The sequence below is a fragment of the Micromonospora sp. NPDC049903 genome (assembly GCF_044460945.1).
Lineage (GTDB): Bacteria > Actinomycetota > Actinomycetes > Mycobacteriales > Micromonosporaceae > Micromonospora.
In genome coordinates this window covers 56,055-78,447 of sequence record NZ_JBITKL010000025.1, presented here as the reverse complement: position 1 = coordinate 78,447, position 22,393 = coordinate 56,055, and the positions used below count along the sequence as shown (strand labels likewise).

Annotated in this window: 22 protein-coding genes; 7 read left to right on the top strand and 15 right to left on the bottom strand. The window is 70.6% G+C overall.

Annotation, left to right across the window (positions count from 1 at the left end; all coding sequences use genetic code 11):
- Positions 1–193: 193 nt before the first annotated feature.
- The 4 genes from ACIBO1_RS27110 (at position 194) to ACIBO1_RS27095 (ending at position 3,616) form a co-directional block, all read left to right on the top strand.
- Entirely contained in the window at positions 194–1,081 is an 888-nt protein-coding gene (locus ACIBO1_RS27110; RefSeq protein ID WP_396751290.1) for a hypothetical protein, read from the top strand.
- Positions 1,082–1,143: 62 nt separating this feature from the next.
- On the top strand, positions 1,144–1,725 hold the full coding sequence (locus ACIBO1_RS27105) for a hypothetical protein (RefSeq protein WP_396751288.1): 582 nt from the start codon (positions 1,144–1,146) through the stop codon (positions 1,723–1,725).
- 230 nt (positions 1,726–1,955) lie between these two features.
- Positions 1,956–2,699: a ParA family protein gene (locus ACIBO1_RS27100; RefSeq protein WP_176096110.1), complete on the top strand. Its 744-nt coding sequence runs from the start codon at positions 1,956–1,958 to the stop codon at positions 2,697–2,699.
- A gap of 2 nt (positions 2,700–2,701) precedes the next feature.
- Positions 2,702–3,616: a ParB/RepB/Spo0J family partition protein gene (locus ACIBO1_RS27095; protein WP_396751286.1), complete on the top strand. Its 915-nt coding sequence runs from the start codon at positions 2,702–2,704 to the stop codon at positions 3,614–3,616.
- Between the two features lie 155 nt (positions 3,617–3,771).
- On the opposite strand, the gene ACIBO1_RS27090 is transcribed toward ACIBO1_RS27095, so the two are convergent.
- The 15 genes from ACIBO1_RS27090 to ACIBO1_RS27020 all read right to left on the bottom strand — a co-directional run bounded on the left by ACIBO1_RS27090 (position 3,772) and on the right by ACIBO1_RS27020 (position 18,740).
- On the bottom strand, positions 3,772–5,787 hold the full coding sequence (locus ACIBO1_RS27090) for a hypothetical protein (RefSeq protein ID WP_396751284.1): 2,016 nt from the start codon (positions 5,785–5,787) through the stop codon (positions 3,772–3,774).
- Positions 5,788–6,226: 439 nt separating this feature from the next.
- Positions 6,227–6,481 (bottom strand): hypothetical protein, encoded by a 255-nt coding sequence (locus tag ACIBO1_RS27085; protein WP_396751282.1) that lies wholly within the window; start codon positions 6,479–6,481, stop codon positions 6,227–6,229.
- Positions 6,478–6,900 (bottom strand): hypothetical protein, encoded by a 423-nt coding sequence (locus ACIBO1_RS27080; RefSeq protein WP_396751278.1) that lies wholly within the window; start codon positions 6,898–6,900, stop codon positions 6,478–6,480. The genes ACIBO1_RS27085 and ACIBO1_RS27080 overlap by 4 nt, the downstream gene beginning before the upstream one ends.
- Positions 6,897–7,640: a Pycsar system effector family protein gene (locus ACIBO1_RS27075; RefSeq protein WP_396751276.1), complete on the bottom strand. Its 744-nt coding sequence runs from the start codon at positions 7,638–7,640 to the stop codon at positions 6,897–6,899. The genes ACIBO1_RS27080 and ACIBO1_RS27075 overlap by 4 nt, the downstream gene beginning before the upstream one ends.
- An 85-nt stretch (positions 7,641–7,725) precedes the next feature.
- A complete protein-coding gene (locus ACIBO1_RS27070; RefSeq protein WP_396751274.1) occupies positions 7,726–10,164 on the bottom strand; it encodes a DNA translocase FtsK in 2,439 nt (812 codons plus the stop codon).
- 107 nt (positions 10,165–10,271) lie between these two features.
- Positions 10,272–12,206: a type IV secretory system conjugative DNA transfer family protein gene (locus ACIBO1_RS27065; RefSeq protein WP_396751272.1), complete on the bottom strand. Its 1,935-nt coding sequence runs from the start codon at positions 12,204–12,206 to the stop codon at positions 10,272–10,274.
- Between the two features lie 105 nt (positions 12,207–12,311).
- Positions 12,312–13,721, bottom strand: a complete 1,410-nt coding sequence (locus tag ACIBO1_RS27060) for a hypothetical protein (protein WP_396751270.1) — start codon at positions 13,719–13,721, stop codon at positions 12,312–12,314.
- On the bottom strand, positions 13,718–14,164 hold the full coding sequence (locus ACIBO1_RS27055) for a hypothetical protein (RefSeq protein WP_396751268.1): 447 nt from the start codon (positions 14,162–14,164) through the stop codon (positions 13,718–13,720). Before ACIBO1_RS27055 ends, ACIBO1_RS27060 begins: the two co-directional genes overlap by 4 nt.
- 15 nt (positions 14,165–14,179) lie before the next feature.
- Positions 14,180–14,395, bottom strand: coding sequence for a hypothetical protein (locus ACIBO1_RS27050; RefSeq protein ID WP_396751266.1), 216 nt, complete (start codon positions 14,393–14,395; stop codon positions 14,180–14,182).
- A gap of 390 nt (positions 14,396–14,785) precedes the next feature.
- Positions 14,786–16,147: a hypothetical protein gene (locus ACIBO1_RS27045; RefSeq protein WP_396751264.1), complete on the bottom strand. Its 1,362-nt coding sequence runs from the start codon at positions 16,145–16,147 to the stop codon at positions 14,786–14,788.
- Between the two features lie 14 nt (positions 16,148–16,161).
- A complete protein-coding gene (locus tag ACIBO1_RS27040; protein WP_396751262.1) occupies positions 16,162–16,401 on the bottom strand; it encodes a hypothetical protein in 240 nt (79 codons plus the stop codon).
- Positions 16,401–16,919, bottom strand: a complete 519-nt coding sequence (locus ACIBO1_RS27035) for a hypothetical protein (RefSeq protein ID WP_396751260.1) — start codon at positions 16,917–16,919, stop codon at positions 16,401–16,403. Before ACIBO1_RS27035 ends, ACIBO1_RS27040 begins: the two co-directional genes overlap by 1 nt.
- The gene (locus tag ACIBO1_RS27030; protein WP_396751258.1) at positions 16,916–17,599 is read right to left on the bottom strand and encodes a GGDEF domain-containing protein; all 684 of its coding nucleotides are present in this window, start codon (positions 17,597–17,599) and stop codon (positions 16,916–16,918) included. Before ACIBO1_RS27030 ends, ACIBO1_RS27035 begins: the two co-directional genes overlap by 4 nt.
- Positions 17,596–18,195, bottom strand: a complete 600-nt coding sequence (locus ACIBO1_RS27025; protein WP_396751256.1) for a histone-like nucleoid-structuring protein Lsr2 — start codon at positions 18,193–18,195, stop codon at positions 17,596–17,598. The genes ACIBO1_RS27030 and ACIBO1_RS27025 overlap by 4 nt, the downstream gene beginning before the upstream one ends.
- Entirely contained in the window at positions 18,192–18,740 is a 549-nt protein-coding gene (locus tag ACIBO1_RS27020; RefSeq protein ID WP_396751254.1) for an RNA polymerase sigma factor, read from the bottom strand. Before ACIBO1_RS27020 ends, ACIBO1_RS27025 begins: the two co-directional genes overlap by 4 nt.
- Positions 18,741–19,015: 275 nt before the next feature.
- Between ACIBO1_RS27020 and ACIBO1_RS27015 the strand changes: the two genes are divergently transcribed.
- From ACIBO1_RS27015 to ACIBO1_RS27005, 3 genes are all read left to right on the top strand, one after another.
- A complete protein-coding gene (locus ACIBO1_RS27015; RefSeq protein WP_396751252.1) occupies positions 19,016–19,786 on the top strand; it encodes a GntR family transcriptional regulator in 771 nt (256 codons plus the stop codon).
- A gap of 9 nt (positions 19,787–19,795) precedes the next feature.
- The gene (locus ACIBO1_RS27010) at positions 19,796–20,614 is read left to right on the top strand and encodes a protein phosphatase 2C domain-containing protein (RefSeq protein ID WP_396751250.1); all 819 of its coding nucleotides are present in this window, start codon (positions 19,796–19,798) and stop codon (positions 20,612–20,614) included.
- Between the two features lie 837 nt (positions 20,615–21,451).
- A partial coding sequence (locus tag ACIBO1_RS27005; protein WP_396751248.1) for a magnesium transporter MgtE N-terminal domain-containing protein occupies positions 21,452–22,393 on the top strand: 942 nt, incomplete at its 3' end.

The following is a 22,393-nucleotide window of genomic DNA, read 5'->3' as shown; positions in this document are numbered from 1 at the left end:
GCCACCGCCACAGCCTGACCGCCACGACGCCACCCGGCCGACAGGCCAGACGGCGTGTCATCCAACACCGTGAACGTTCGTGGTCACGGCACTAGCCGGTGTAGTGGGCCAGCCACTGCCATGGTGGCCGCTGCCTCTGCGGGACAAGCAGCTACTGCTGGAGTGGAAGCCGTCAACGGACACGGTTACCGCGATGGCCGTTCCCGCGCTGGACACCGGCGCGCTGCTCATGATGGCCTCCACCTACGCGGAGACGCACCCTGCCTCCCGGGTTCTGGTCAATCTCGCACGTCTCGCACACGCTCAGGCTGCAGCCTCCGCCGAGCAACTTGTCGAGATGGTTGAAAAGGCCAACCTGCCGGACGGGGTACTGCGGATCGCAGCCCGGCCCCTATCGGTGCCCGAAGCGGAACTGGACCTCGACCCCACTCAACGTCGCGCCGGCTGGCTCGACCTGCTCGCCCGCTCCGATGATCTCGCCCGCCGCTGTGTCCGCGAGGTCAGCAACTGGGACGCCGGCGCCGACCTCCCCTACAGCAACCCACAACACGTCGAGGGCATTGAAAGTACTTGGGCATTCAAGTGGACTGAGCGACTCATCCCCACTCAACGCACTGCCGCATTCGAGTTGCTCGCTCAGGCCGGCGAGCCGGGTGACGCCCTGGTCGACCCGGATACCGACGCCCCAGTCTGGAAAAGCAGCGACGGCGATTACACCGCTGCCATGCCCCAACGGTTGCCCGCGACTGCGCCGCTGGCGGAGTTGATCCTTGACGGGCCGGTCTGGATTCGTACCGCAGACGGTAAGATTTACCCCGCTCCACGCGACTCGTACTACGGCATCAGCTGGGGCTACGGCGGATCCGGACCTGGCTCTCTCGCGCTGCTCGTCGACGCGCTACTCGACGACATCAACGCCCAAGCCCCCGCCGGCATCAACGGCGCGCCCGAGGGCCTGGAGGCCCTGCTGTCCCGCAAGCTACCCAACCGCACCGTGCTCACCCGCGCTCAACTGGAAGCCGCCCGCTGCGGCGAGCCGGTCATCATCGCTGTCGACGACGAAGACGAGGACGACGCGTGACCACCGACACCGCCCCGGCCCGGCCGGCACCGATCGAGGACACAGACGCCAGGTGGTCAGCCATGCTCAACGAATGGGCCGGTGATCTGTGGCGCCGCTTTCACCGCGCCCGTGCCAGCGAGGACTGGCCGCCCGAGTGGTTCATCCCGGCAGTCGGCGGCGCCGGGGTGCTACTTGTCGCACTCCTGATCTTCGGACTCGTCATGCCTCTGCTCCGCTGGATCGCTCACTTCGCCTGGGACGCGGTCAGGGACGGTTCCAGCTGGCTGCACGACTGGAACCTCACCCGAGTTGTCCTCGAACCGGTCCGCGACTACCTCTTCGCCCACTCCGCCGGCCTCCCCGTCAACGCCAGCACCCTCTGGTGGACCTGGTGCGCTGCCGGTATCGGACTGTTCACCTTCGCTTTCCTCTGGCGTGCCGTAGCCGCCCGCCTCGGCTGGATCCTCTATGGCGCCGCCACCGTCGCAATGGTCTGGGCCGCAACCACCGGCCCGGCCCGCACCACCACCGCTGGCATCGCCGCCCTCTGGTGGATCGTCCTGAGCCTCTTCACACTTCGCCGACCCTGGACCCAGCAGCGCGTTACCGTCCACCTACCCGAGCTGCCCTTGCTAGCTCGCATCGTTCAACACCGCGAGTAACCACCCCTCGCGCGAACGACAAAGGTTCTCCCCCTGGGCCGAGGCGGCCCCAGTTGTTCCTCACTCAATCGGCGGCAGCAGCAGACCGGATGGAATTAACCGCGGTTAACTGCAGGCGGCCCGGAGCGGTCGACTTCTCCGCAGGTCAGGGTCGGCTTTAGCATGTCGGACATCCGAAGTACCGCGGCCCGCAGACTGGCGGCCCGGGAAGCACACGGAATGGAGCCAACGTGACCCAGGTCCATGTCGTCGCCAACCAGAAGGGCGGCGTAGGCAAGACGACGCTCGCGGTCAATCTCGGGGCGGTGACCTACGACGTTCTGGTCAACCCTGAGCCGATCCTCCAGTCGACCGCTGAGGCTATCGGCGATCCGGCAAGCCCGGTGATGGTGGTGTCTACAGACCCTCAAGCCTCGTCAGTGTGGTGGTCGAGAAGGGTCGAACAGCAGGGTGGGCTGCCCTTCGACTTCGCCCAGGTTGACGACCCGCGGGACCTACGTAAGCTGCGGAACTTGCACTACGAACACATCTTCGTGGACACGCCGGGTTCCCTGGAAGATGAGCGGATCCTGCAGGCAGCGCTTGATGAGTGCGACGACGTGCTGGTGCCGATGGTGCCGGAGCCCCTCTGCTATGACCCGACGACCCGGACGATCGAAGCGGTCATCGCGCCGCGCGGCATCCCCTACCGGGTGGTGGTCAACAGCTGGGATCCGCGTGATGGGTTGCCCGATCTCCAGCAGACCGCGCAGTTCATTCAGCGCAAGGGGTGGCCGATGTGCAACACGGTCATCCGGCGGTACAAGCTTCACTCGCGGGCTTCCGCCGAGGGCCTGGTGGTCACGCAGTACCCCCGCAACCGTGTGGCGATGGAGGCGCGTGAGGACTTCTTCCGCCTGGCACTGGAGATGGGGTACGGCGGGAGTGCGGCCGTACCGTCGCAGGCTGGTTCGCCGAACCTGCAGGAGGTCTGACGATGGCAGGTAAGCGCGTCAACCTGTCAGATCTAGCCACCGAACCGGCGTTGCCCGAGGCGCGCCTGCCAGCATTCGCTGAGGCTGCCCCCCGCACGGCACGGGTGCAACAGATCGCGCCCAACCCCCTCAACACCCGCGATCTTGAGTCCGACCGGGCGAAGATCGAAGGCATCGCGGAGTCGATGCGGACCCATGGCCAACTTCAGCCATGCGCCGTGGTGTCTAGAGAGGCGTTCCTCCGCATCTATCCAGAGCACGAGAAGGCGGTCGGGCGCGCTGCTTGGGTTCAGGTGACCGGTGGCAGGCGTCGGGCAGCAGCGCTGCTGGCGAATCTGCCGACACTGGACATCGTCGTCAAGAAAGAGCCGGCCGAGAGTCGCAAGGCGTGGGTCAGCGCGACCGCTGCGGAGAACCTGGACCGGGAGAATCTTGATCCCATCGAGGAAGCCAGAGCCATCCAGCTTCTGGTTAACGAGTGCGGTTCAGGCAAAGCGGCAGCGGAACAGATGTCTCGCACCCCAGCCTGGGTAACTCAGCGACTCAACCTGCTCAAGCTGGCACCGGAGCTGCAAGCGCTGGTGCGAAGCGGCGAAGTTCCACTCCGGGAGGTTCGGGATCTCCACCAGGTTCCGCCTGAGATGCAGCTGGAGGAGTTGAGGCTCCGACGCGCACCGTCACCCAGAGTCGAGGAAGGATTAACCGCGGTTAACTCGGATCCGGCCGAGGCCGCCGCTTCAGCCAACGGCAAGGTCGCACCTCCGCGTAGGTCTGCCGCAGCGTCAGCCATCAAACGCCTTGGTGGCACCCCAGACAAGATTGCGGCCTCCCTCCGGGAGGAGTTGACGGAGGAAGACCTCCGGACGCTAGTGGATCTACTGCTCACCTCGGACCAGGTTGCGGCTTCTCGTCCGTAGCCTCTTCGCCGGGTAGCTACGGTGGCGGCCCCTTAAACCGCAGAGGTCGCCACCGGCTCTCCCCGCGCGCAACCGCCGGCGGGGAACCTAACGCTGCGAGCGGCGACCATGAGGGCGCGGGGCAACAGTTCCTTTCCGGGCGGACGAGGTTGGTTTCAGGGGCGGCGCGAGGCCGCCGGCAGGCCGCTGCCGGGTTGCGCGACCTCGGGCCAGTCGCAGTCGCTGGCAGGCCCTTCGCCGAGCAACGTGGCGCGGTCGGTGCGGCGCAGGTGTCCGGAGGTGTTGGCGCGGATTGCGGCGAGGGCGGCCTCGGCGGCCGGGCTACGCCGTCCGGGTCGAGTGGCGGTCCACTCGCGGTCGTTCAGGTTGGCGCGGACCGCGTCGCGGTGCTCGGCCTGGGCAGCGGCGTTGGCGGTGACCAGGGCCCGCCGGTGTTCGGTGTGGCGGCGGGCAGGGTGCGGCGGCGCGGCCGGGCCAGTCAGCGCGTCTTCGAGCACGGCACGCAGGTACGACAGTGGGCTGTCCGGCTCGGACAGCAGCGGCCGAGACCTGCTGTGGCGCACCCAGGTGTCCAGCGTCTCGGCCGTCCAGTCCGGACCGAGCGTGGCGCCCAGCGTCGCCGCGACCCGGGGCAGGGAGGTGCGACGTAGCCACACCCACCGGCCCTGAACAGCCCGTGCCAGGTCGTACGCCCATCCTGACCACTCAGGACGTGCCCGGCGTGACAGTGACGCGTCACTGTGCCTCTGAGGCGACCTAGGACGCTGTACAGGCGATGGCCCGGCACACGTGCGATCGACCTCCGTTCTTGTGGATGAGCGCGAAGCGCCGTTCTTCCTCCGGCTTGGCCGGCCATTCACCGACGGTGTGGATGCGATCGGTGGTGAGAGCAGCAGACCCCGAGACAAGCTGGAGTAAACACTCATAGCTTGAGACACCGTGTGGGGGGTGCGAAAATTCGTGGCCTGGTGGCGGGCGTGGTCGAGGGTGGCGGCGACCGCGCGGCGCATCTGCTGGCGGCGGACCTGCTCGTGGTAGTCGACCCAGCCACCGGCGCGGGCGTTGAGGGCGTCGACGTGCTCCTGGGCGGCGGCCAGCAGGGTGCGGGCGTGGTCGAGCAGGTCGGCCAGGACGTCCAGTGCGGCCGGGATGTGCGCGGCCTGGGCGGCCGGATCGCCGTGGTGCAGCGGCACGATGTCGAAGACGGCACGTGCCTGGGAGCGGCCTGTGGCGCACCGCTCGGCGTAGCTCAGCCGGCGCCCCTGCTCCACCCGCACGCACCAGCCGAGGGCTTCTGCCCGGCGCCAGGCGTCGGTGACCGGCCGGGTGCTGTCGCCGCAGCCGGCCAATTCGGCGGTGACGGCCCGGCCGGGCATCGCCCGGCGGCCGGACCGCCGGTCACTGTCGACGGCCAGCACGCCGCACACCATGCCCAACGCGGACCGGCGGCCACGGCGGCTGATCCGGGCGGCGGCGTTGCGGGCGAGCAGGTCCGCGAGCAGCCACACCGGACGGCCCCAACTGTCACCAGCGTCGAACGCGGTCAGCGTCTCCGTGAGCCGGTCAATCCACGCGGTCATCGCGTCGACACGCTGCTGGGCCTCGGCCGTCTCGGCGAGCTGCGCGAACCGCGTGGCCACGGCGGCGGCCTCCAGCGTCACCAGGTGGTCGTGGTCGGCGCGGACCTCGGCCAACCACGAGTAGCCACACAACCAGCACGTCGGCACCGGGTCCGGTTCGCCGCACGCCGCGCACCCGGCCGGCTCGTCGACGTCCAGGCGCCCGCGCAACGCGGCCACCAGCCGGCGCCGGTCCGCGGTGTCCTGCCGGTCGGTCCGGCCGCGCCAGCACGGAATGCACAGCGGGTCCGAACCGGAACCGTCGCGCGGCAGGCCCTGCCGGTCGACACCCGCAGTAGCGCAGGCCACGCACGGCGTCTGGACACCGGTCGCATACGTCGGCCGGCGGCGGCCACCGGCCGACGCGGCCAGCCGGGTCTGCCCGGTGCCGGTGGTCTCCACCAGCAACCGCTGGTCGACCAGGTGCGCCCGGCACCGCCGAGTGCCCGGCGCGACGAGCGCGACCGTGCCGGTGGCGTAGCAGTCGGGGCAGTACCCGAGCGCCACCACACGGTCGGCAGGCAGCATCGTCCGCTGCGGTGCGATGGTCATCGCGGCACCGTCACCAGGGCCGCAGGCATGGGGGATGAGGCTGGGCGCAGGCAGGCGCCGCCACGACACGCTGAAAACGTGCCCGGAGACAAAAGTGCACCCAGCCCGGAGGTGGGTGCTATGGTGTCCTCCGAGCTTGTGTGAGCCTCAGACCCTGATCGCGGCCAAACGAATGGGGGTTTGGGGCTCTCTTGCTGTCTGCAGTTAGGGGTTGAGCGCAGGCGCTCCCTCAAGGTCAAGTGAGACGGATGACCCGAGGATCTTACGGGCACTCTCATCGGCGTAGGGGTACCAACACGCGCCGACACGGCCTGTCCTGTGTGGACTGCGTCCCAAATTCGGTACATAAAGTAACAAGCCGGACGGCCTTGTGGCGTAACGGATTTCAGGCACGGGCGGCCCGGCGTGGCGGGCCGCCCGTGCGCGGTGTGGTGGTCGGTCACGCGGGCAGGTGGATGGTGTCGCAGTGCACGGCGCCACCGTCGCCGTCGTGGGCGTACAACTCGCCGTAGCGGTCGTCCGGGCCAGTAACGGCAGTGAGCAACCGCGTGGCCTGGTGGCAGGCGGCCTCGACGTCGGTGGCGGTGAAGTAGGTGACGATCTGCGGGTTGTCGACGGTGGGGTCGGTAACGACGTCCAGGCGGTACTCGTCGGTCGTGCCGGCCACGATCGTCCCGAAGGTGCGGTCGGTCATCGGGCCGCCACCTGCGGGTGCAGGTCGTAGCCGACGGTCCACGGGCCGTCGGCGTGCTGCCAGGTCCAGCGCAGCCGGCGGCCGGTCAGCCAGGCGCCGGCCCGGCCGGCGAGGTCGCGGTGCCACCGCCGGTCCAGGCCGTCACCGGTCGTGGTGAAGGCGAGCAGGGCGTAGCCGCCGGGCATCCCGGTGTCCGGGTCGTCGGGGTGGCGGGCACCGATCTGGACGGGGAAGGACACGCTGAACTGGGCGGGCACCCCAGGCTCGGGCAGGGAGTGCAGCGTGTGGACCTGCCCGTGGTCAACCAGGTGCCAGCGACCGTCCAGCGGCAGGCCGAGCACGGTGCGGGCGTGGGCGAACAGCTCGTAGGCGTCGACCGGGTCGCCGACGACGATCGTGGTGGTCACCGTCATGGTCACCACGCGCCGATCGCCAGGGCGGCGGTCAGGGCGGCTCCGGCGTATCCGGCGAGCAGCAGCGGCACCGCCCGGGAGATGGCGACGTACTTGGCGCGTACGGATCGGCTCAGCCACCACAGCTCCCGCGCCCTGGCCAGAGAAGTGATCTGCGCGACCTGGCCGGCGTCACCGGCGACGAGCCGGGTGAGCACACCCTGGGCGTCATCGGCGTCGGCCCAGGCGATGAACCCGAAGTCGCCGCCGAGGCGGGGCCGGGAGGCGAGCAGAAGTTGCGCCACGGCGGTCAGCACCACCACGGCGGTGACCGCTCCGGCGGCCAGGGCGGTGCGGGGCAGGTGGCCGCCGGCTCCGGCGCCGCCGAGGACGGCCAGGCCGGCGCCGAGCAGTACCCCGGCCATCTGGAGGTACCCGGACGCCTTGGGGTCGATGCGGGCCAACTCGGCACGCACGGTGGCGATCTCGGCGTCCAGACCGGCCGTCGCGGTGCCCCGGCCACAGGCGGCAGCGTGTGCTCCGGCACGGGCCAGGATCTCCAGCTCGCTGAAGTCACGGTCGGTCGTGCCGCAGCCAGTGCAGCGGGAGGTGCTGTCGGCGAGGCTGGGGGAGATCTCGACCAGCACCGCGTACGCGCTGGCGGTCGGAATGGTGAAGTGGCGGCGCGGTCCCTGCGGGCCGCGCGGGTCGTAGCTGGCGGCGTACGCCGCGCCGAGGTAGGCCGGGTCACCCGGGTCAGGCACCATGGAGGGTGCTCCTCTCGCTCTTGCGGGTTGGTGGAGTGGCGGGCGGCCCCGGGCTGTGGAAGGCGGTGGGGCCGCCCGCGCGGCGTCAGCGGCGGGTGCCGCTGCGCGGGAACTGAAGCACCGTGCCGCCCGTGGTGGCGGTGGTGCGCTCGCCGTGGTCGGCGGCCGGCTGGTCGCCGCTGCGGAGAGCGGCGAGTAGGTCGGGCAGTTCGTCGGCCGTCACGAGGACGTCGCGGGCTTTGGAGCCTTCGGACGGGCCGACCACCCGCAGCTCGTGCAGGGTGTCCATGAGTCGTCCGGCCTTGGCGAAGCCGATGCGCAGCTTGCGTTGCAGCATCGACGTGGACCCGAATTGCGAGGCCACGATCAGCTCGGCGGCCTCGGTCAGCAGCGTCCGGTCGTCGTCGCTGAGGTCGGCGACCACGCTGGTGTCCACCGCCGTGGTGGCCGGCGTGGCCACGTCGATCGGCGCACTGGTAGGCGCGGCCGGGGCGGTGGTGCCGGTCTGGTGGCGCCAGTGCTCGACGACGGCGGTGATCTCGCGCTCGGTGACCCAGGCGCCCTGGATCCGGGTCGGGGTGGACGCGCCCATCGGCAGGAACAGGCCGTCGCCCTGGCCGAGCAGCTTCTCGGCGCCGGGCTGGTCGATGATGACGCGGGAGTCGGTCAGGGAGCTGGTGGCGAACGCGAGCCGGGACGGCACGTTGGCCTTGATCAGCCCGGTCACCACGTCCACGGAGGGGCGTTGGGTGGCCAGGACGAGGTGGATGCCGGCGGCGCGGGCGAGCTGGGTGATCCGCACGACCGAGTCCTCGACGTCGCGGGGGGCCACCATCATGAGGTCGGCCAGCTCGTCGACCACCACGACCAGGTACGGGTACGGGCGCAGTTCCCGCTCGCTGCCGGCCGGGGCGGTGATCGCGCCGGTGCGGACCTTGTGGTTGAACTCGTCGACGTGCCGCACGCCGTGGGTGGCCATGTCGTCGTAGCGCATGTCCATCTCCCGCACGACCCATTCGAGGGCGTCGGCGGCCTTGCGGGCGTTGGTGACGATCGGCGTGACCAGGTGCGGGATGCCGGCGTAGGCGGTCAGCTCGACCCGCTTCGGGTCGATCAGCAGCAGCCGCACCTCGTCCGGCGTCGCCCGGGTCAGCAGCGACACCAGCAGCGTGTTCAGGCAGCCGGACTTCCCAGAGCCCGTGGACCCGCCGATCAGCACGTGGGGCATGGTGGCCAGGTTCGCGGTGACCGCCTTGCCGTCGATGTCCTTACCCAGGCCGACCAGCAGCCGGTGCCCGTCGCGGGCGGCCCGGGAACGGATCACGTCGCCGAGCGTCACCACCTCGCGGTCGGCGTTGGGCACCTCGACCCCGACGGCGCTCTTACCCGGCACCGGGGACAGCAACCGCACCTCCGGCTGGCCGACGGTGTAGGCGAAGTTCTTGGCGAGGCCGGTGACCTTCTCGACCTTCACGCCGGGGCCGAGGGTGATCTCGTAGCGGGTGACGGCCGGCCCTCGGTGCGCGTCGGTGACCTTCGCGGCGACCTTGAACTCGTCGAGCACGCCCTGCAACGCCACCCGGCCCGGGTCGGTCGCCCCCGGGCGGCGGCGGGGCGGGTCACCGGCGGCGAGCAGGGTCAGCGGCGGCAACTGGTAGCCACCGACCGTCGCCGACGTCGCCGACGCTGACATGGGCGCGGGCGCCGGGCCCGTCTGGGTCGGCGGCGCGGATACCGGCCGGGCCGATTCCACGGAATCCGCGCGGGTCCGGTGGGTCGGTGCCGGCGCGACCACCGGTGGCGCGTCGGCCGGGTCCTGGTGGACGTCGGCGTCGTCGTCCAGGTCGGGCAGGTCGAGGTCGTCCAGGTCGTCGACGTCGGCGAGCGGCTTGCGGCGGCGGGCGGTGACGAGGCTGGTCACCAGGGCGAAGGGGGTGATGCGGGTGGCGGCGGTGAGGCCGGCGGCGATGAGGCCGACCAGCAGCGGCACCGCGCCCCACGGGCTCAGCGGGCCGTCCAGGGCGCCGGTAATCCGGCCGAGCAGTCCGCCCAGACCGGGGGCGGCGAGGTCAATCAGCCCGCCCACGCCGGCGGCGACCAGCACGATGCCGGCGGCCTGGGCGAGGATCCGCACGGTATGGCGGCCGGCGGGGTGGCGCATGGCCTCCACCGCGAGCCACAGCAGCGGCAGCGGGGCGAGCGGGGCGAGCCCGCCGAACAGGCCGCCGGTGACGGCGGCCGGCACGTCGAGGATCCGGCCGGGCAGGCCGGCGGGGTTGGTCCACTGCGCAGCGGCGACGAGCAGGCCGGTCAGCAGCAGCACCAGACCGGCGGTGTCGTGGCCGGGCTGGTCGACGCCCGGGGTGCGGTGCGGACTGGGCAGGCGGCGGGCAAGCCGGCCGGCACCACGGGCAGTGCCGGTCCAGGCGGCCCGGGTGGCCTCACCGGCGCGGCGGGCCAGCTCGGCACCACGGTCGACCTCGGCCTCGGTCTTGCGCCGGGGGCGGCGGGAGTTGGTGGCCATGGGCGGGGTCTCCTTGTCCGGACAGGTGATGCGTGGCAGGTCACGGGTGGGGCTTGGCGGGCCGCCGCGAAGGCCGGACCGCGAGGGGCCGGCCATCACGGCGGCGGTCAGGCCGAGACGGTCCAGGGCCCGCCGCGCTGGGCGGGGGCGACGATGCGCTCGGCGTCCTTGAGCCGGTTCAGCAGCGCGTAGAGCTGGGCCTGGTTGACCGGGCAGTCCGGCCGGTCCAGCAGGGCCTGCGCCGACGCGGGACCGCGCCGCAGGCAGGCCAGCACCCACTCGGCGCTGGTCTGCGGCGCGCTCTGCTCTACCACCGCGGTGGTGGTCTTGCGGCCGATGCCGAACGCGGCGCGCAGCTTGTCCCCGGTGCTCGCACCGGCCGCTGCCGGCGAGTTGGCGGTGGAGGTGCTCGTCCGGGGGGCCTTGATCGGGGTGTTCGGGTCGATCGGCTCGACGTTCCAGCGCACCGGGACGCGAGGGCTGGCGGCAGCGGCGGCGACCTCGTCCAGGTGGGGGACGCGGCAGAGCATGCCGACGCGGTTGCTGTGCCGCAGGTAGCCCATGCCGGCGGTGCTCTTGCCGTCAATCTCCCGCTCGATCGCGAAGGGATCGCCCACGAAGTCGTCCGGGAGGATCGTGGTGCCGCTGCCCCGGTTGGACAGTCGCAGGACCAGGGCGTTACCAGCGACCAGGGCGTCACGCAGTCGCACCGACCCGCCGAGCGAGCGCATCTGCGGTAGCTGGGTGGCGAGCACGAGACCGGCGCCGGTCTTGCGCATCGTCTCGGCGGCCTGTTCGACCAGCGGCACCAGCGGGGTGTTCGGGATCAGCACGAGCTGGCACTCGTCGACGACGACCATCAGCTTGCCCAGGCCCAGGGCCTTCACCCGAGGGTCGTTCTCGTCGTAGGTGTCAACGCCGGCATCGGCGAGCAGCGCGGAGCGACGCATCACCTCGGCGTGGAAGCGGCGCAGCAGCAGGGTCGTCGCCTCGACACCGGCGTGGTACTCCACCGCCTCCCTCCAGGCCGGCAGCGACTGGCCGTTCTGAGGGTCACCGACGACGACCTGGAAGCCGCCTTCGAGCAGGTTGGCGTTCAGCGCCCCCAGGGCACGGGTCTTGCCGGATCCGGAGGACCCAACGACCAGGCCGCCGAGCACGCCGAAGTTCGGCCGGGAGAGCACCCACTGGCCGGGGGAGCCGTCGGTGAACCGGGCGATCTCGCAGCGCCCGCCCTCGTAGGTGGGGCCGTGCCACGGCACGCCGTCGCCGATGTAGGAACGCTCGACGATGACGACCCGCAGCCATGCGGTCTTGCCGGTGGAGCGCCACCCGACGGCGCCCTCGTCGAGGTCCAGCGCCACCTCCACATCGGGCCCGCTCTTGAACAGCGGTCCGGGCTTGGTCTTGGGAGCCAGGCGGATCAGGGCCTCGGTGACACCGGGCCGAGGTTCGGTCGCCTTGACCAGGGTCGTGCCGGCGCACACGCCCTCACCGATCACCTCGGTACGCCAGCGCCGTGACCACTGGTCGGTCAGCGGGTCGACCACCGTCGTCGGCACGCCGGCCGCGACCGGGGCCGGCATGGGCTCGTCCTGCGGCGGCCGGGTACGCAGGTGGTGCCACCACGGCCAGCCGAGCAGCACACCGAACAGGGTCGGCAGGAAGATCGTGGCGGTGGGGTGGGCGGCCATGGCGGCCGGGCCACCGGCGGCGACCGTGGCCACCGCGACGGTGCCGAGGACCACGGCGATCGCGGCCCGCCACATCCGCACGGCGCGGCTACGGGCCCGCCAGCCGGCCGCCGTGGCGGCGATCGCCAGCGTCAGCAGCGCCACGGTCTGCCACGACAGACCCAGCGGCCCGGCCAGCCACGCCACGGCCAGCTCGGCGGCGATCCAGTACAGGGGCAGCAACCGCCGCCAGCTCCGGCGCACCAGCCAACTCACCCCGAAGGCGACGGCGGCGAGCAGGGCGGTCAGGACACGGCCGAGCGCGGCCATGCGGTCCGCGCGAACCTCGGAGACGGTCCGGGTCGACATCGCTGGTCTCCTTCAAGACGAAGCTGGCGGGGTTCGGGAGGGGGAGGGGTTCGGGAGGGGGAGGGCCCCGGGGCGGTGGTCGCCCCGGGGCCCGGGGTGGGTTGGTCAGCCGACCAGGACTTCCTTGTTGGCGACGTTGCCGCCCGTCTCGGTGACGGCGTCGGCGACCTGGCCGTCCTTGGCGTTGAAGTCGGACAGGGCGGCCTGCAGCTCCTCCTGGGCGGTGTTCAGCGCGGCCTGCGCGGCGGCGAACTGCTCTGCGGCGTCGCGCAGGTGCCCGACGGTGGAAGCCGCCATCTCCAGGGACTCGTACCGGTCGGCGGCCTCGGTCATCACGCCCGCGATCCCGCCGATCGTCTCGGCGTTCTCCCCGGCCGCCTCGGCGGCCTGGGTGAAGGCGGCGCGGATCTCCTCCGGACCAGTGGCTTCGAGGTTCACGTGCAACTCCTTGCTGTCGTTGGTGCTGGTGGTCGAACCGTCCGGCGCCATCGGGACGCCGGTCGGGTGGTGCTGGTCATCCCCGGCAGTAGTGCCGGAGTCCTGGTGGCCGGCGTCCGTCGCCGGCTCGGTCGGGGTGGGGCAGGTGTGCGACGCGGCGTCGAGTTCGGCGACCTCGAAGGAGGCGAGGCCCTCCTTGCGAGCGCCGCACCGGGGGCAGCGCCAGCCGTAGCGGGCCGGATGGCTCGCCGCGATGTCGGCGGCGGTGACGGCCTCCAGGCGTTCGTCTCCCGCTCCGCATTTGAAGCAGTGGCGCGGCATCATCGGGGTCGGTCCGGTGACCTCGCCGCACCGCCCGCAGCGGGTGTAGTGGCCTTCGTGCCTGACCCGTGGACGTGCCGGCGGCTGGTCCACTGCGGCCGTGGTCGCCGCCGGTGTCGCGTCGGCGGGCGTCGGCCCGGCCGGTCGGGCCAACGGGACGTCCTGCGCTCCGCCGGGGATCACCCGCAGCGCCGGCCGGCCCGATTCCTCGGCGACGTCGGCGGGAGCGGGGGATTCGGTGGAATCACCACTGGTGGGCTCGGGTTGGCCGGTGTACTGGTCGGGGTGCTCGGTGCGGGTGTGCTCCCGGCCGGCACCGAGGGCGTTGGCCTCGATCCGGTACGGGCGGCTATGCCAGCCACACAGGTCACAGTCGGCGTACCAGCGGCCCTGCTCGTCGACGTCGACCACGACGCCGTCGACGGCCTGGGTGCCACGCTTGCGGGCGGCGGCGCGGCGACGGCTGGCCCGCGCACGCTCGGTCGCGTCCTCGATCAGCCCGGCGAGGTAGCCGTCCGCCGCGCCCAGCGTGGTGCCTCCCGACCGGCGGTGACCGCCGGCCGGTGGGGTGCCGTCGGTGCTGGTGCCGCTGTCGCCGGTCTTGGACGGGCCGCCCTTCTGCTGCGCGGCCTGGTGGCGGGCGCGGGCCTGGCGGCGCGGGGACTGCTTGCCCCGCACCGCGTAGGCGGCGTCCTCCAGCAGCAGCACGGCGAACTTCGCCACCGCCAGCCACACGAGGATGTCGAAGAAGATCACTGGACCACGTCCCGGATCGTCTCACCGAGACCACCGATGACCATCGGCAGCAGCAGCGCGCAGACCAGCGCGGCGTGTGCCAGGTGCGCCTTGAAGCCACCGCCACCGCCGCCACCCTTGAGTCCGGCCTTACCGCCGAGGGCCGCACCCTTGCCGCCGCCCTTGCGGCGCAGGAACACCACCACGACGATGGCCAGCCCGAGACCGATCGCGCTGGGGATGGCGACCGCGACGTCGTCGGGGTCTTGGCCGATCCAGTCGCCAACCGGATCGGCGATCTTGCCGATGCCGCTGGCGAGCCACTTGTTGACCTGCCGGACGATCACACCGGCGAGCAGCCCGCCCACCAGCAAGCCGGCCAGCACCCTCAGCCGGGGAGTGAAGGCGAAGGCGATCGACAGAACGATGTAGACGAAGCCGCCGAGCACGATCAGTGCGCTCATGACAGGTGCCTCCTTTCAGAGGGTTGCGAGGAAGACGGCGGCCACCGCAGCGGCGGCCAACGATCGGAGGGGATGGGCCAGAACCCACGAGGCCAGGTGCAGCAGCCCGCGGGGGATGAGCACCAGCACCGCCCAGCACGCCATGGCGATCGCCTGGGCGTCCTCGCCCTCACGGGCACGGGCGGCCTGGTCGACCAGGTCCCGCAGCGGCTCCGGGGAGCCGGTCCACACCGCCGTGGCGCTCTCCCAATCCCCCGGAAGGTCACTCAGAGTAATTCCGGTGCCGGAGTTGAGGCCGGAAGTGGGCTGGTCGGTCTGTGCGGGTTCGTCCTGTTCGAGTTCCGGTAGGGGAGGGGCTGGCTGGCCCTCTGGCCTGGGCGGAACGAGGGAAACGACGTCCGCCTCACGCCGGAATGGAATTCGCGGCATGGGTGACGGTCGGTAGTTGTCCTCGGCGGGTTGGGCGCTCACGGGATCACCTCCATCAGGTGCGGGTAGTGCGGGTTCGCGGTCGGTTCATCGGGTTCTTCCTCCTGCCGAGGGGTGGGGCCACGGCACTCGACCCGACGTCGGCGGCGGATCGAGCACCGTGGTCTCATCTCCCGGGCGCCGGAAACGGCGTCAGGCGACGCGGCCGGCGGTGAGTTCGAGGACTTGGCTGACGATTTCCGCCGGCACGGCGTTGAGGACCTTGCGGATGGTGCGGTCGGAAATTCCGGTAAGCCCGGCCAGTTCGGCTTGGGTCGCGTCCGGGTTTTCCGCTCGGGCGATGAGGATCGCGGCGACCTTTTCCGGCTTCACCGTTTCCACCTCGGGCAGGTCGGCCGGCAACTCTGCCGGAACAGCGGCCAGAGTTTTCCGGGCGGCCGGGCGCAAGATTTCCGGCTGCCGGCCCCCGCCGGTTTCCGCCTTCTCCTGAGCGCGGGCGAGGGCTCGGCGGGTGCGCTCCAACTCGTTGAGCAGACCGGTGCGGGCGTCCTTGACCGCCTGGGCCTCCTGCTCGGCGTGGACCCGGGCGGCGGCCTGACGCTCGGCGAAGCGCTGCGACTCGTCGAGCTGCGCCCGCACCACCCGGACCTCTTCGTCCAGTTTTGCGGCCTGCTCCTGGGCGGCACGGGCGTCGACGCGAGCCTCGGCCAGAGCGTCCTGATGGTCGCGTTCGGCCTGCTCAGCGGCGTCGGTAAGCACCCGAACCTGTTCGGCGGCGGTCCGCTCGGCGATAACCCGGGCGGCACCGGCACGGTCTGCGGCGTCGCGGGCCTCCGCGAGCCGACCTTCGGCCAGCCGCGCCGCCTGCGTCTCGGTGGACGCCTGCTGCTGCGCCAGTCGGGCGGCCTCGCGGGCCTCGGCGACGGCCCGGACGTGCTCGGCGATTTCCGCCTCCGTGGCCGCCTCGATTTCCGCCCGCGTTTCCGCCTCTGCCTGCGCCCGCCTTTCCGACTCGGCCGCACGGGTTTCCGCCTTGACGCGGGCAGCGGCTTCCGCCTCGGCCCGAGCCTTTTCCGTCCGCGCCGCCGCCTCGGCTTCCGCCTGCGCACGACGCGCGGCGGCGGTTTCCGCCCGCGCCTCCTGGAGTTCTTCCGCCCGCTGGGCCGCCTGCGCCGCCGCCGCGATTTCCTCCGCCGTGCGGCCGGTGAGCATCTTGACCCTGACCACCACGATCGGCGCGATACACGCGACCGCCACGACCAGGCCCCACGGCACCTCCTCGCCGGCCTTGGTGTCGATGTAGACCGGCAGAAGGTGCACCGCGATCTGGCAGAAGATCATCAGCAGCATGCCGACGACCATGTCCTTCCACCGCTTACGGCTGAACGCCGTGATCACGTAGACGTCCAACATCACCGGGAACATCCAGGCGATCCACGGGCTGAAATGCGCGGCCACCGCCAGGTCGAACTCGCCCTTGGCCGTGAGGATCACCGCAGCCGCCATCGCGATCCACGGACCCCACGCGATGTCGGTGGCCTTCTTCTCGCTCACTGAGGGGGCCTCCGTCAGCCAGCCGCGAGCTGCGCCGGATTCGGCACCCGCTCGTCGGCGATCCGGGCCCGGCCGCTGCCGAGCAGCTCCCGGGCGATCTCGTCTTCGGCGCACGACTTGTGGCACGCAGTGCCCTGGCCGTCGCGCATCTTCGTGGGGGTGTCGCAGCACCGGCAGGGCAACGCCCGGTCGGCGTCGTAATGACCCGGACCGGTCCAGTCCAGGTGCACACGCACCACCAGTAGGCCCGCCATCACGACACCTCCCCCCGGACCTGCCGCGCGGCCCGAACCTGGGCCAGCAGGTGCCTGCCCAGCGGGTTCAGGTCGGCCTCGGCGACGTCGGTGGCCAGGGGGTGCCGGCGGTCGTCGAGCCACCGCGCCAGCCGGCGACCGCCGACCCCGGCGGCGACCAGAACGACCGCGACGGCCGGGGAGTAGACCAGGGCCTGCGGCACCTGGTCGACGTGCTCGGCCAACGCCCGGCCGGCGAGCACCGCGCCCACGGCGCCGGTACTCACCACACCGGCAGCCGCACCGACCACCCGGGAGCGGTTCAACACCAGTGCCGGAGGCGGCGAGGCCGGCCGGCGCACGGCCTGCCGGTACTCCCGCTCGGCGTCGACCAGGTGCCGCAGCTCGGCGGCGAGCCGGCCCGGCAGGGCCGCGACCGTACCGGCCCGACGCTCCAGCTCGATGTCCGTCACGTCCCGCAGGCCGGCCCGGTAGCGATCCAGCACCACAGCCATGTCCAGCGCGGTCGGGGTCGTCATGCCGCACCCCCCAGCGTCCGGGCCATCTCGGTCATCTCCCGCAGCCGCACGACCGGCCGCGTCTCGATCTCCGGCAGATCGGCGATCCGGTCGTACTCGGCGACCTGGTCGCCACCGGCGGCCTTGGCCCGGTAGAGCGCCAGGTCCGCCGCGCGCAGCACCCGCGACGGGTCGTCACCGACCATCGCCGAGACCGCGCCGACGCTGGCCCGCACCGCCAGTTCCTGCCCGCCCGGCAGCGTCACCGGCGCGGCCAGGGCCCGCACCACCTCGGCACCGAGAATGTGCGCGATCGGTGCCGGTGACGGGCAGACCAGCACGAGCTCGTCACCGCCGAGCCGGGCCACCACCGAACCGTCGACCTCGTCGATCGCGTCGGACAGCCGGGTCGCGACCTCGACCAGCACCGCGTCACCCGCGTCGTGCCCATAGGTGTCGTTGACCTGCTTGAACCCGTCCAGGTCCACGATCACCAGGTCGTAGGGCTCCCAGATAAGGTCCGCCAGCGCCTCGGCCAGCCCGGCCCGGTTCGCCAGGCCCGTCAGCGGGTCGACCAACGCCGCCCGGCGGGCCTGCACCAACTGGGTCCGCTGCGACCACACCGCGCGGGCCGCCCACACATGCCCCGCCACCGACACCACGGCGGCGGCCGGCAGCAGCACCTTCGTCAGCGTCCTCACCGCGCCACCTCCGACCCGGTCGCGGCGGCGTACGCCTCCGTGATCTGGCGGGAGATCCGACCCCGGTCGGCGACCTCGAAGCCGTTGGCGACCGCCCACGCGCGGATCTCGGCCCGCTGGTCAGCGCCCGGCCGACGCTTGCTCCGCTGCGGCGATGCCGCAGAATCGCGGCCGGTTCCGCGCAGCTTCTGCCGCACCTCGGCGAGCTGGCTCGCCAACGTCGCCTCGGCCTCGGCCAGCTCCCGACGCTGCGCCACGGCGGCCTCCCGCTCCCGGCGCTGCTCCTGCTCCGCCTCGATCCGGGCCGTCAGGTCCTCGACCAGGCCGGCGATCTTCGCGCCGAGGTGCCGGGTCCGCGCCAGGTCGCTGCCGGCGGCCATCCGGAGCAGGTCCTCCACGCCGTGAGGGGTCGACGGCGTGGTCGGGGTGCTCGGGGTGTCCTCCGGCGCGGCCGTGGGGGTCGCCGGTGAAGCGCCGGGGCCCTTGGTGACACGGATGCCCATCGGGATGTGCTGCGTCGGGGCCGGCTGGCCGTGGGCGGCCCGTACGGCGGCGGCCCGGTCGGTGCCGTTGAGCGGCGTCATCGTCGTGGTCATGCCGGCATCACCGCCGTCGCCGGCAGCAGCCCCCGTAGGGCCTGCAACGCCTTGTACTGAAGACCCTTCACCGCGCTCGGGGTCTTGCCGAGCTTGGTGGCGGTCTCCTCGATCGACAGCTCCCCGAAGTAGCGCAGGGCAACGACCTGCCGCTGGTTCGGGTTGAGCTGCTCGATCCCGGCGAGCAGCGCCTCACGGGTCAGGTTCGCCACCGCGTCCGCCTCCGGGCTCGGCACCCGACCGACCGGGGCGGCGTCGCGCAGCTCGGCCACCGGACGCTCGCGCCGCTGGTGCGACCGCTGCCAGTTGATCGTCAGGTTCCGGGCGATCGTGGCCAGCCACGCCCCGAAGTCACTGCCGCGCCACCGGAACGAGCCGATGTTGGCCAGGGCCCGGGTGAACGTCTCCGAGGTCAGGTCCTCGGCCGCCTCCCGGTCCAGCACCCACCGGTACACCTGCCGGTGCACCTGGTCGACGTACCGGCCGTAGATCTCGCCGAACGCCTCCACGTCACCGGCCTGAGCCCGCGCCACCAGCGCAGACACGTCACCAGGCGTCGATCCGGGCTGGGGCTCTACCCCCTGATTTCGGGCAGCACGTACCCTCATTACTGGCATCTGAGCCTCCTTGGTTTGGGATGCCACTCCGGCCTCGGCGGGGCCCAATCCCGCCGGGGCCTTTTCCGTGCCCTCAGAAAGGGCCAAAAATGATCACAGAGTCTGTATGCAGACCTATAAATGTACGGACTACGTTAGGTCGCCAACGCGTCACAGGTCAAGCTTTTCTGTATGCAGACCTTCAAAGGTCTACTCTGTGACCTATGAGTACCGGCCCAACGGACGCGCGACCGATGCAAGTTCGTGTCGCCGACGACATCCGCTTGAAGATCGAAACGGGTGCATTCCGGCCAGGCGATCGACTGCCAACCCTTGACGACCTGGCGGCAGACAACCTGGTCAGCCTGGCCGTGGCACGTAAGGCAATCGACCTGCTCAAGCAGCAGGGACTCGTCATCACCGCACAGGGCAAGGGCACATTCGTCCGGGAGCGTCCAACCGCCCGCAGGCACGGCATCGACCGGTACGCCAAGAGCCGGTGGAGGTCTGGGCAGGCGATCTTGACCGCCGAGGCGGAGTCGCAGGGACACAGAGCCAGCCAGTTGATGCGAGAGCTCGCCGAGGCACCAGCACCAGCCCTTGTCGCTGAACGGTTCAAGATCCCCGTTAGTGCCCCAGTGTGGGTTCGACGACGGACCACCCTCGTGGATGACCGCCCCAATCAACTCGCTGACTCCTACTTCGAGTTGGGCGTCGTCAAAGGCACGCGTATCCAGGAGGAGGACACCGGCCCTGGTGGTAGCTACGCCCGACTCGAAGAGGCTGGCTACGAACTGGAGGAGATCGCCGAAGAGTGGTCCGTCCGGATGCCCACGGGTCCCGAGAGCGCAGCACTACGCCTGCCAGCAGGGACACCCGTGGTTGACCTGGCCCGCACCACGTTCGACATCACCGGGAGGCCGGTAGAAGTCATGCTCGCCGTCATCGCGGGCGATATGGTCCAGATGTCGTACCGGTTCAAGATCCCCGACTGAAGGCGGTTCGTGCACATCACCTACGCGGCCGCCATGGAGGCAGCCCCGGACAGCACCAACGAGGACCGCTTCGCTATCGGCGACGGGTGGGCCCTGGTCTTGGACGGCGCAGGCCGATATCCCGGAAAGCCGGGGGGTTGCATTCACCCCGTCAGTTGGATCGTCGAACGGTTGACCGCTCATCTCAGCTCCGGCTTGGCCCAGCCAGAGAGTCCGCTGACCGCCATCGTCCGGTCTGCGATTGAAGCCACCATGGCTGATCACGGTTCCGCATGTGACCTCAGCGATCCGCTCTCCCCAGGAGCAACAGGCGCAGTAGTCCGCTTCGGCAAGGATCAGGTCGAGTGGCTGGTTCTCGGCGATTGCGCGGCGATCATCGACCAAGGTATCGATGGGTGCACAAGCATCGTTGATGACCGTGTCGATCGCCTGCCGAACGCACCCGTAGTAGAGGGCCGGGTGCGTACCTACTTGCCGGAATACGTGGCGACGGTGCGCAACCAGCCCGAGGGGTTCTGGGTTCTCGGCGCAGTGCCGGCTGCTGCCGACCATGCGCTGGTGGGGTCGCTGCCACGCGGCTCAGTCGACCAGGTGCTGCTCTGTTCCGACGGCGTCTCTCGGCTGACCGAGCGATACGAATGGACCTGGCGCGAGGTCTTAGACCTTCACGAGACCAGCGGACCCGCAGCACTCATTCGTGCTGTTCGCGATGCTGAACGAGGCGATCCAGACCCTCGGCGCTGGCGCGGCAAGCTTCATGACGATGCAACTGTCGTCGTTCTCCGGGCTGGCAAGCCGCGTGTCAGCTCCGAATCCAGGAGCGTTTGAGAGTTCACACCTGATCATCCGCCCAGCAACATAGACGAGCTCAAGATCACGATGGGTCTGCCGACCCATCGGATCGGGAGTGTTGGACCGGTAGTCCGTAAGCGATCAGTGGGACGCAGCGGCCCCGGAAAACTTCCGAGGCCGCTGCGCATCATCTCTGTGGGGCAGGTGTCATCGCCTTGTGCTGCTCCGTCCGGGGTGACTGGCTGGCAGCAGAAGGTGAAGCCCTCCTACAACCCCCAGGCCAACCTGCAGGCCTGTGACCCAACCGTCGGCCCATCCCGCCAGGCATCCGACCATGACCCCGCCCGCTAAGACCACGATCTGTCGCGCGACGCGGATGCGACGATTCTTCAGTGACTTCCGGCTTAGGCTCGTCATTGCCGTTCTCCGTCCCAGCTGCTATCTGATGAGCGGCAGCCGACCCACGCCCTTGCCTGGCGTGGGTCGGCCCGTTTGCGCCCGTGAGCCTTCGGAGCTCACAACAACCAGAGAAGCGCTGGTCAGCGTCGGGATCAAAAAACTGGACGAGCTCGGATGAGTTTGGCGGGTGGGCGCCCGCTGTCGGACACTATGGACGATGTTGGCTACGGTCGGATTCCATCGGACAACTTCGGACGCCCCTCCTCGAAGGGAAACGCGGTGCCAGAGACCGCTTCGTCAGGCTTGGAACCCAGTCCCGACTCCGTCACCAGTCTACCCGCGCTGGCTCGCGAGCTTGCTCTGCTGCGCCTATGGCACGGCAACCCGTCGTATCGGAACCTCGAACAACGAGCCAAGGGAAAGCTGGCGCGTGCCACAGCCAGTGATCTCACTCAAGGCCGACACCTACCTCGCATGGACTCGGTTCTCGCCTTCGTAGAGGCCTGCGGAGAGTCGGATCCCGTGCAAATTGAGCGCTGGAAGATGGCTTGGCGGCGCGCTGCGGCACGTACCCGTCGGCTGCCGATCGGCTCAGAACCAGCCACCGAAGACACACTGAGCGTGGATCCGTCATACCCCTATGACCGGAAGACGCACGGCAACAACGTATTCATGCAGCCGCCGCCGCTCTCTGCCCAACGCTTGGCGGCCATGCCTGTCCGCCAGGCTGCGGCAATGCTCATGGACATCAATCGAGACGACGCGGTCGGCATACTCGCGGAGATGGACGCCGCGTCCGCCAGTCGCCGACTTGCCAACATGGCTCCAGAACGCGCCGCTGAACTGCTAACCCACATGGACGAACAACTAGCCGCTGAGCGACTATCAGAGATGCCGCCACAACAGGCTGTGCTTATTTTGGTCTCGATTCCCGGTGAACATGCAGACGAACTCCTGTCAGAGATGCGGCCGGACCGTGCGGCGGCGGTGGAGGCGGTGCGGCCAGATCGTGCGGCGGCGGCGGAATTGAAGAAGTCACCGCGCCGTGCGGCGGCGGCGGCGGCGGCGAAGATGTCACCGAGCCAAGTGGCGGCAGGGGTGGCGGAGATGCCGCCGGATCGTGCGGCGGCGGAATTGAAGAAGTCACCGCGCCGTGCGGCGGCGGCGGCGGCGAAGATGTCACCGAGCCAAGTGGCGGCAGGGGTGGCGGAGATGCCGCCGGATCGTGCGGCGAGGCTGGTGGCGAGGATGCCATCACGCCGTGCGTCGGCGGTAGCGGCGAAGATGCCACCAGGCCAGGTGGCTGTGATGATGGCGGAAATGCCGCCGGACCATGTGGCGAGGCTAGTGGCGGAGATGCCATCGGACCGTATGGCGGTGGTGTTGGCGGAAATGCCGCCGGACCATGTGGCGAGG

What these genes read in the sequence shown, in the direction of transcription:
- ACIBO1_RS27025 (WP_396751256.1), bottom strand. Translation starts at nt 18,195, where the DNA reads ATGACCACGACGATGACGCCGCTCAACGGCACCGACCGGGCCGCCGCC.
- ACIBO1_RS27015 (WP_396751252.1), top strand. Translation starts at nt 19,016, where the DNA reads ATGAGTACCGGCCCAACGGACGCGCGACCGATGCAAGTTCGTGTCGCC.
- ACIBO1_RS27110 (WP_396751290.1), top strand. Translation starts at nt 194, where the DNA reads ATGGCCGTTCCCGCGCTGGACACCGGCGCGCTGCTCATGATGGCCTCC.
- ACIBO1_RS27055 (WP_396751268.1), bottom strand. Translation starts at nt 14,164, where the DNA reads ATGAGCGCACTGATCGTGCTCGGCGGCTTCGTCTACATCGTTCTGTCG.
- ACIBO1_RS27090 (WP_396751284.1), bottom strand. Translation starts at nt 5,787, where the DNA reads ATGACCATCGCACCGCAGCGGACGATGCTGCCTGCCGACCGTGTGGTG.
- ACIBO1_RS27065 (WP_396751272.1), bottom strand. Translation starts at nt 12,206, where the DNA reads ATGTCGACCCGGACCGTCTCCGAGGTTCGCGCGGACCGCATGGCCGCG.
- ACIBO1_RS27095 (WP_396751286.1), top strand. Translation starts at nt 2,702, where the DNA reads ATGGCAGGTAAGCGCGTCAACCTGTCAGATCTAGCCACCGAACCGGCG.
- ACIBO1_RS27105 (WP_396751288.1), top strand. Translation starts at nt 1,144, where the DNA reads ATGCTCAACGAATGGGCCGGTGATCTGTGGCGCCGCTTTCACCGCGCC.
- ACIBO1_RS27035 (WP_396751260.1), bottom strand. Translation starts at nt 16,919, where the DNA reads ATGACGACCCCGACCGCGCTGGACATGGCTGTGGTGCTGGATCGCTAC.
- ACIBO1_RS27075 (WP_396751276.1), bottom strand. Translation starts at nt 7,640, where the DNA reads ATGGTGCCTGACCCGGGTGACCCGGCCTACCTCGGCGCGGCGTACGCC.
- ACIBO1_RS27085 (WP_396751282.1), bottom strand. Translation starts at nt 6,481, where the DNA reads ATGACCGACCGCACCTTCGGGACGATCGTGGCCGGCACGACCGACGAG.
- ACIBO1_RS27040 (WP_396751262.1), bottom strand. Translation starts at nt 16,401, where the DNA reads ATGGCGGGCCTACTGGTGGTGCGTGTGCACCTGGACTGGACCGGTCCG.
- ACIBO1_RS27070 (WP_396751274.1), bottom strand. Translation starts at nt 10,164, where the DNA reads ATGGCCACCAACTCCCGCCGCCCCCGGCGCAAGACCGAGGCCGAGGTC.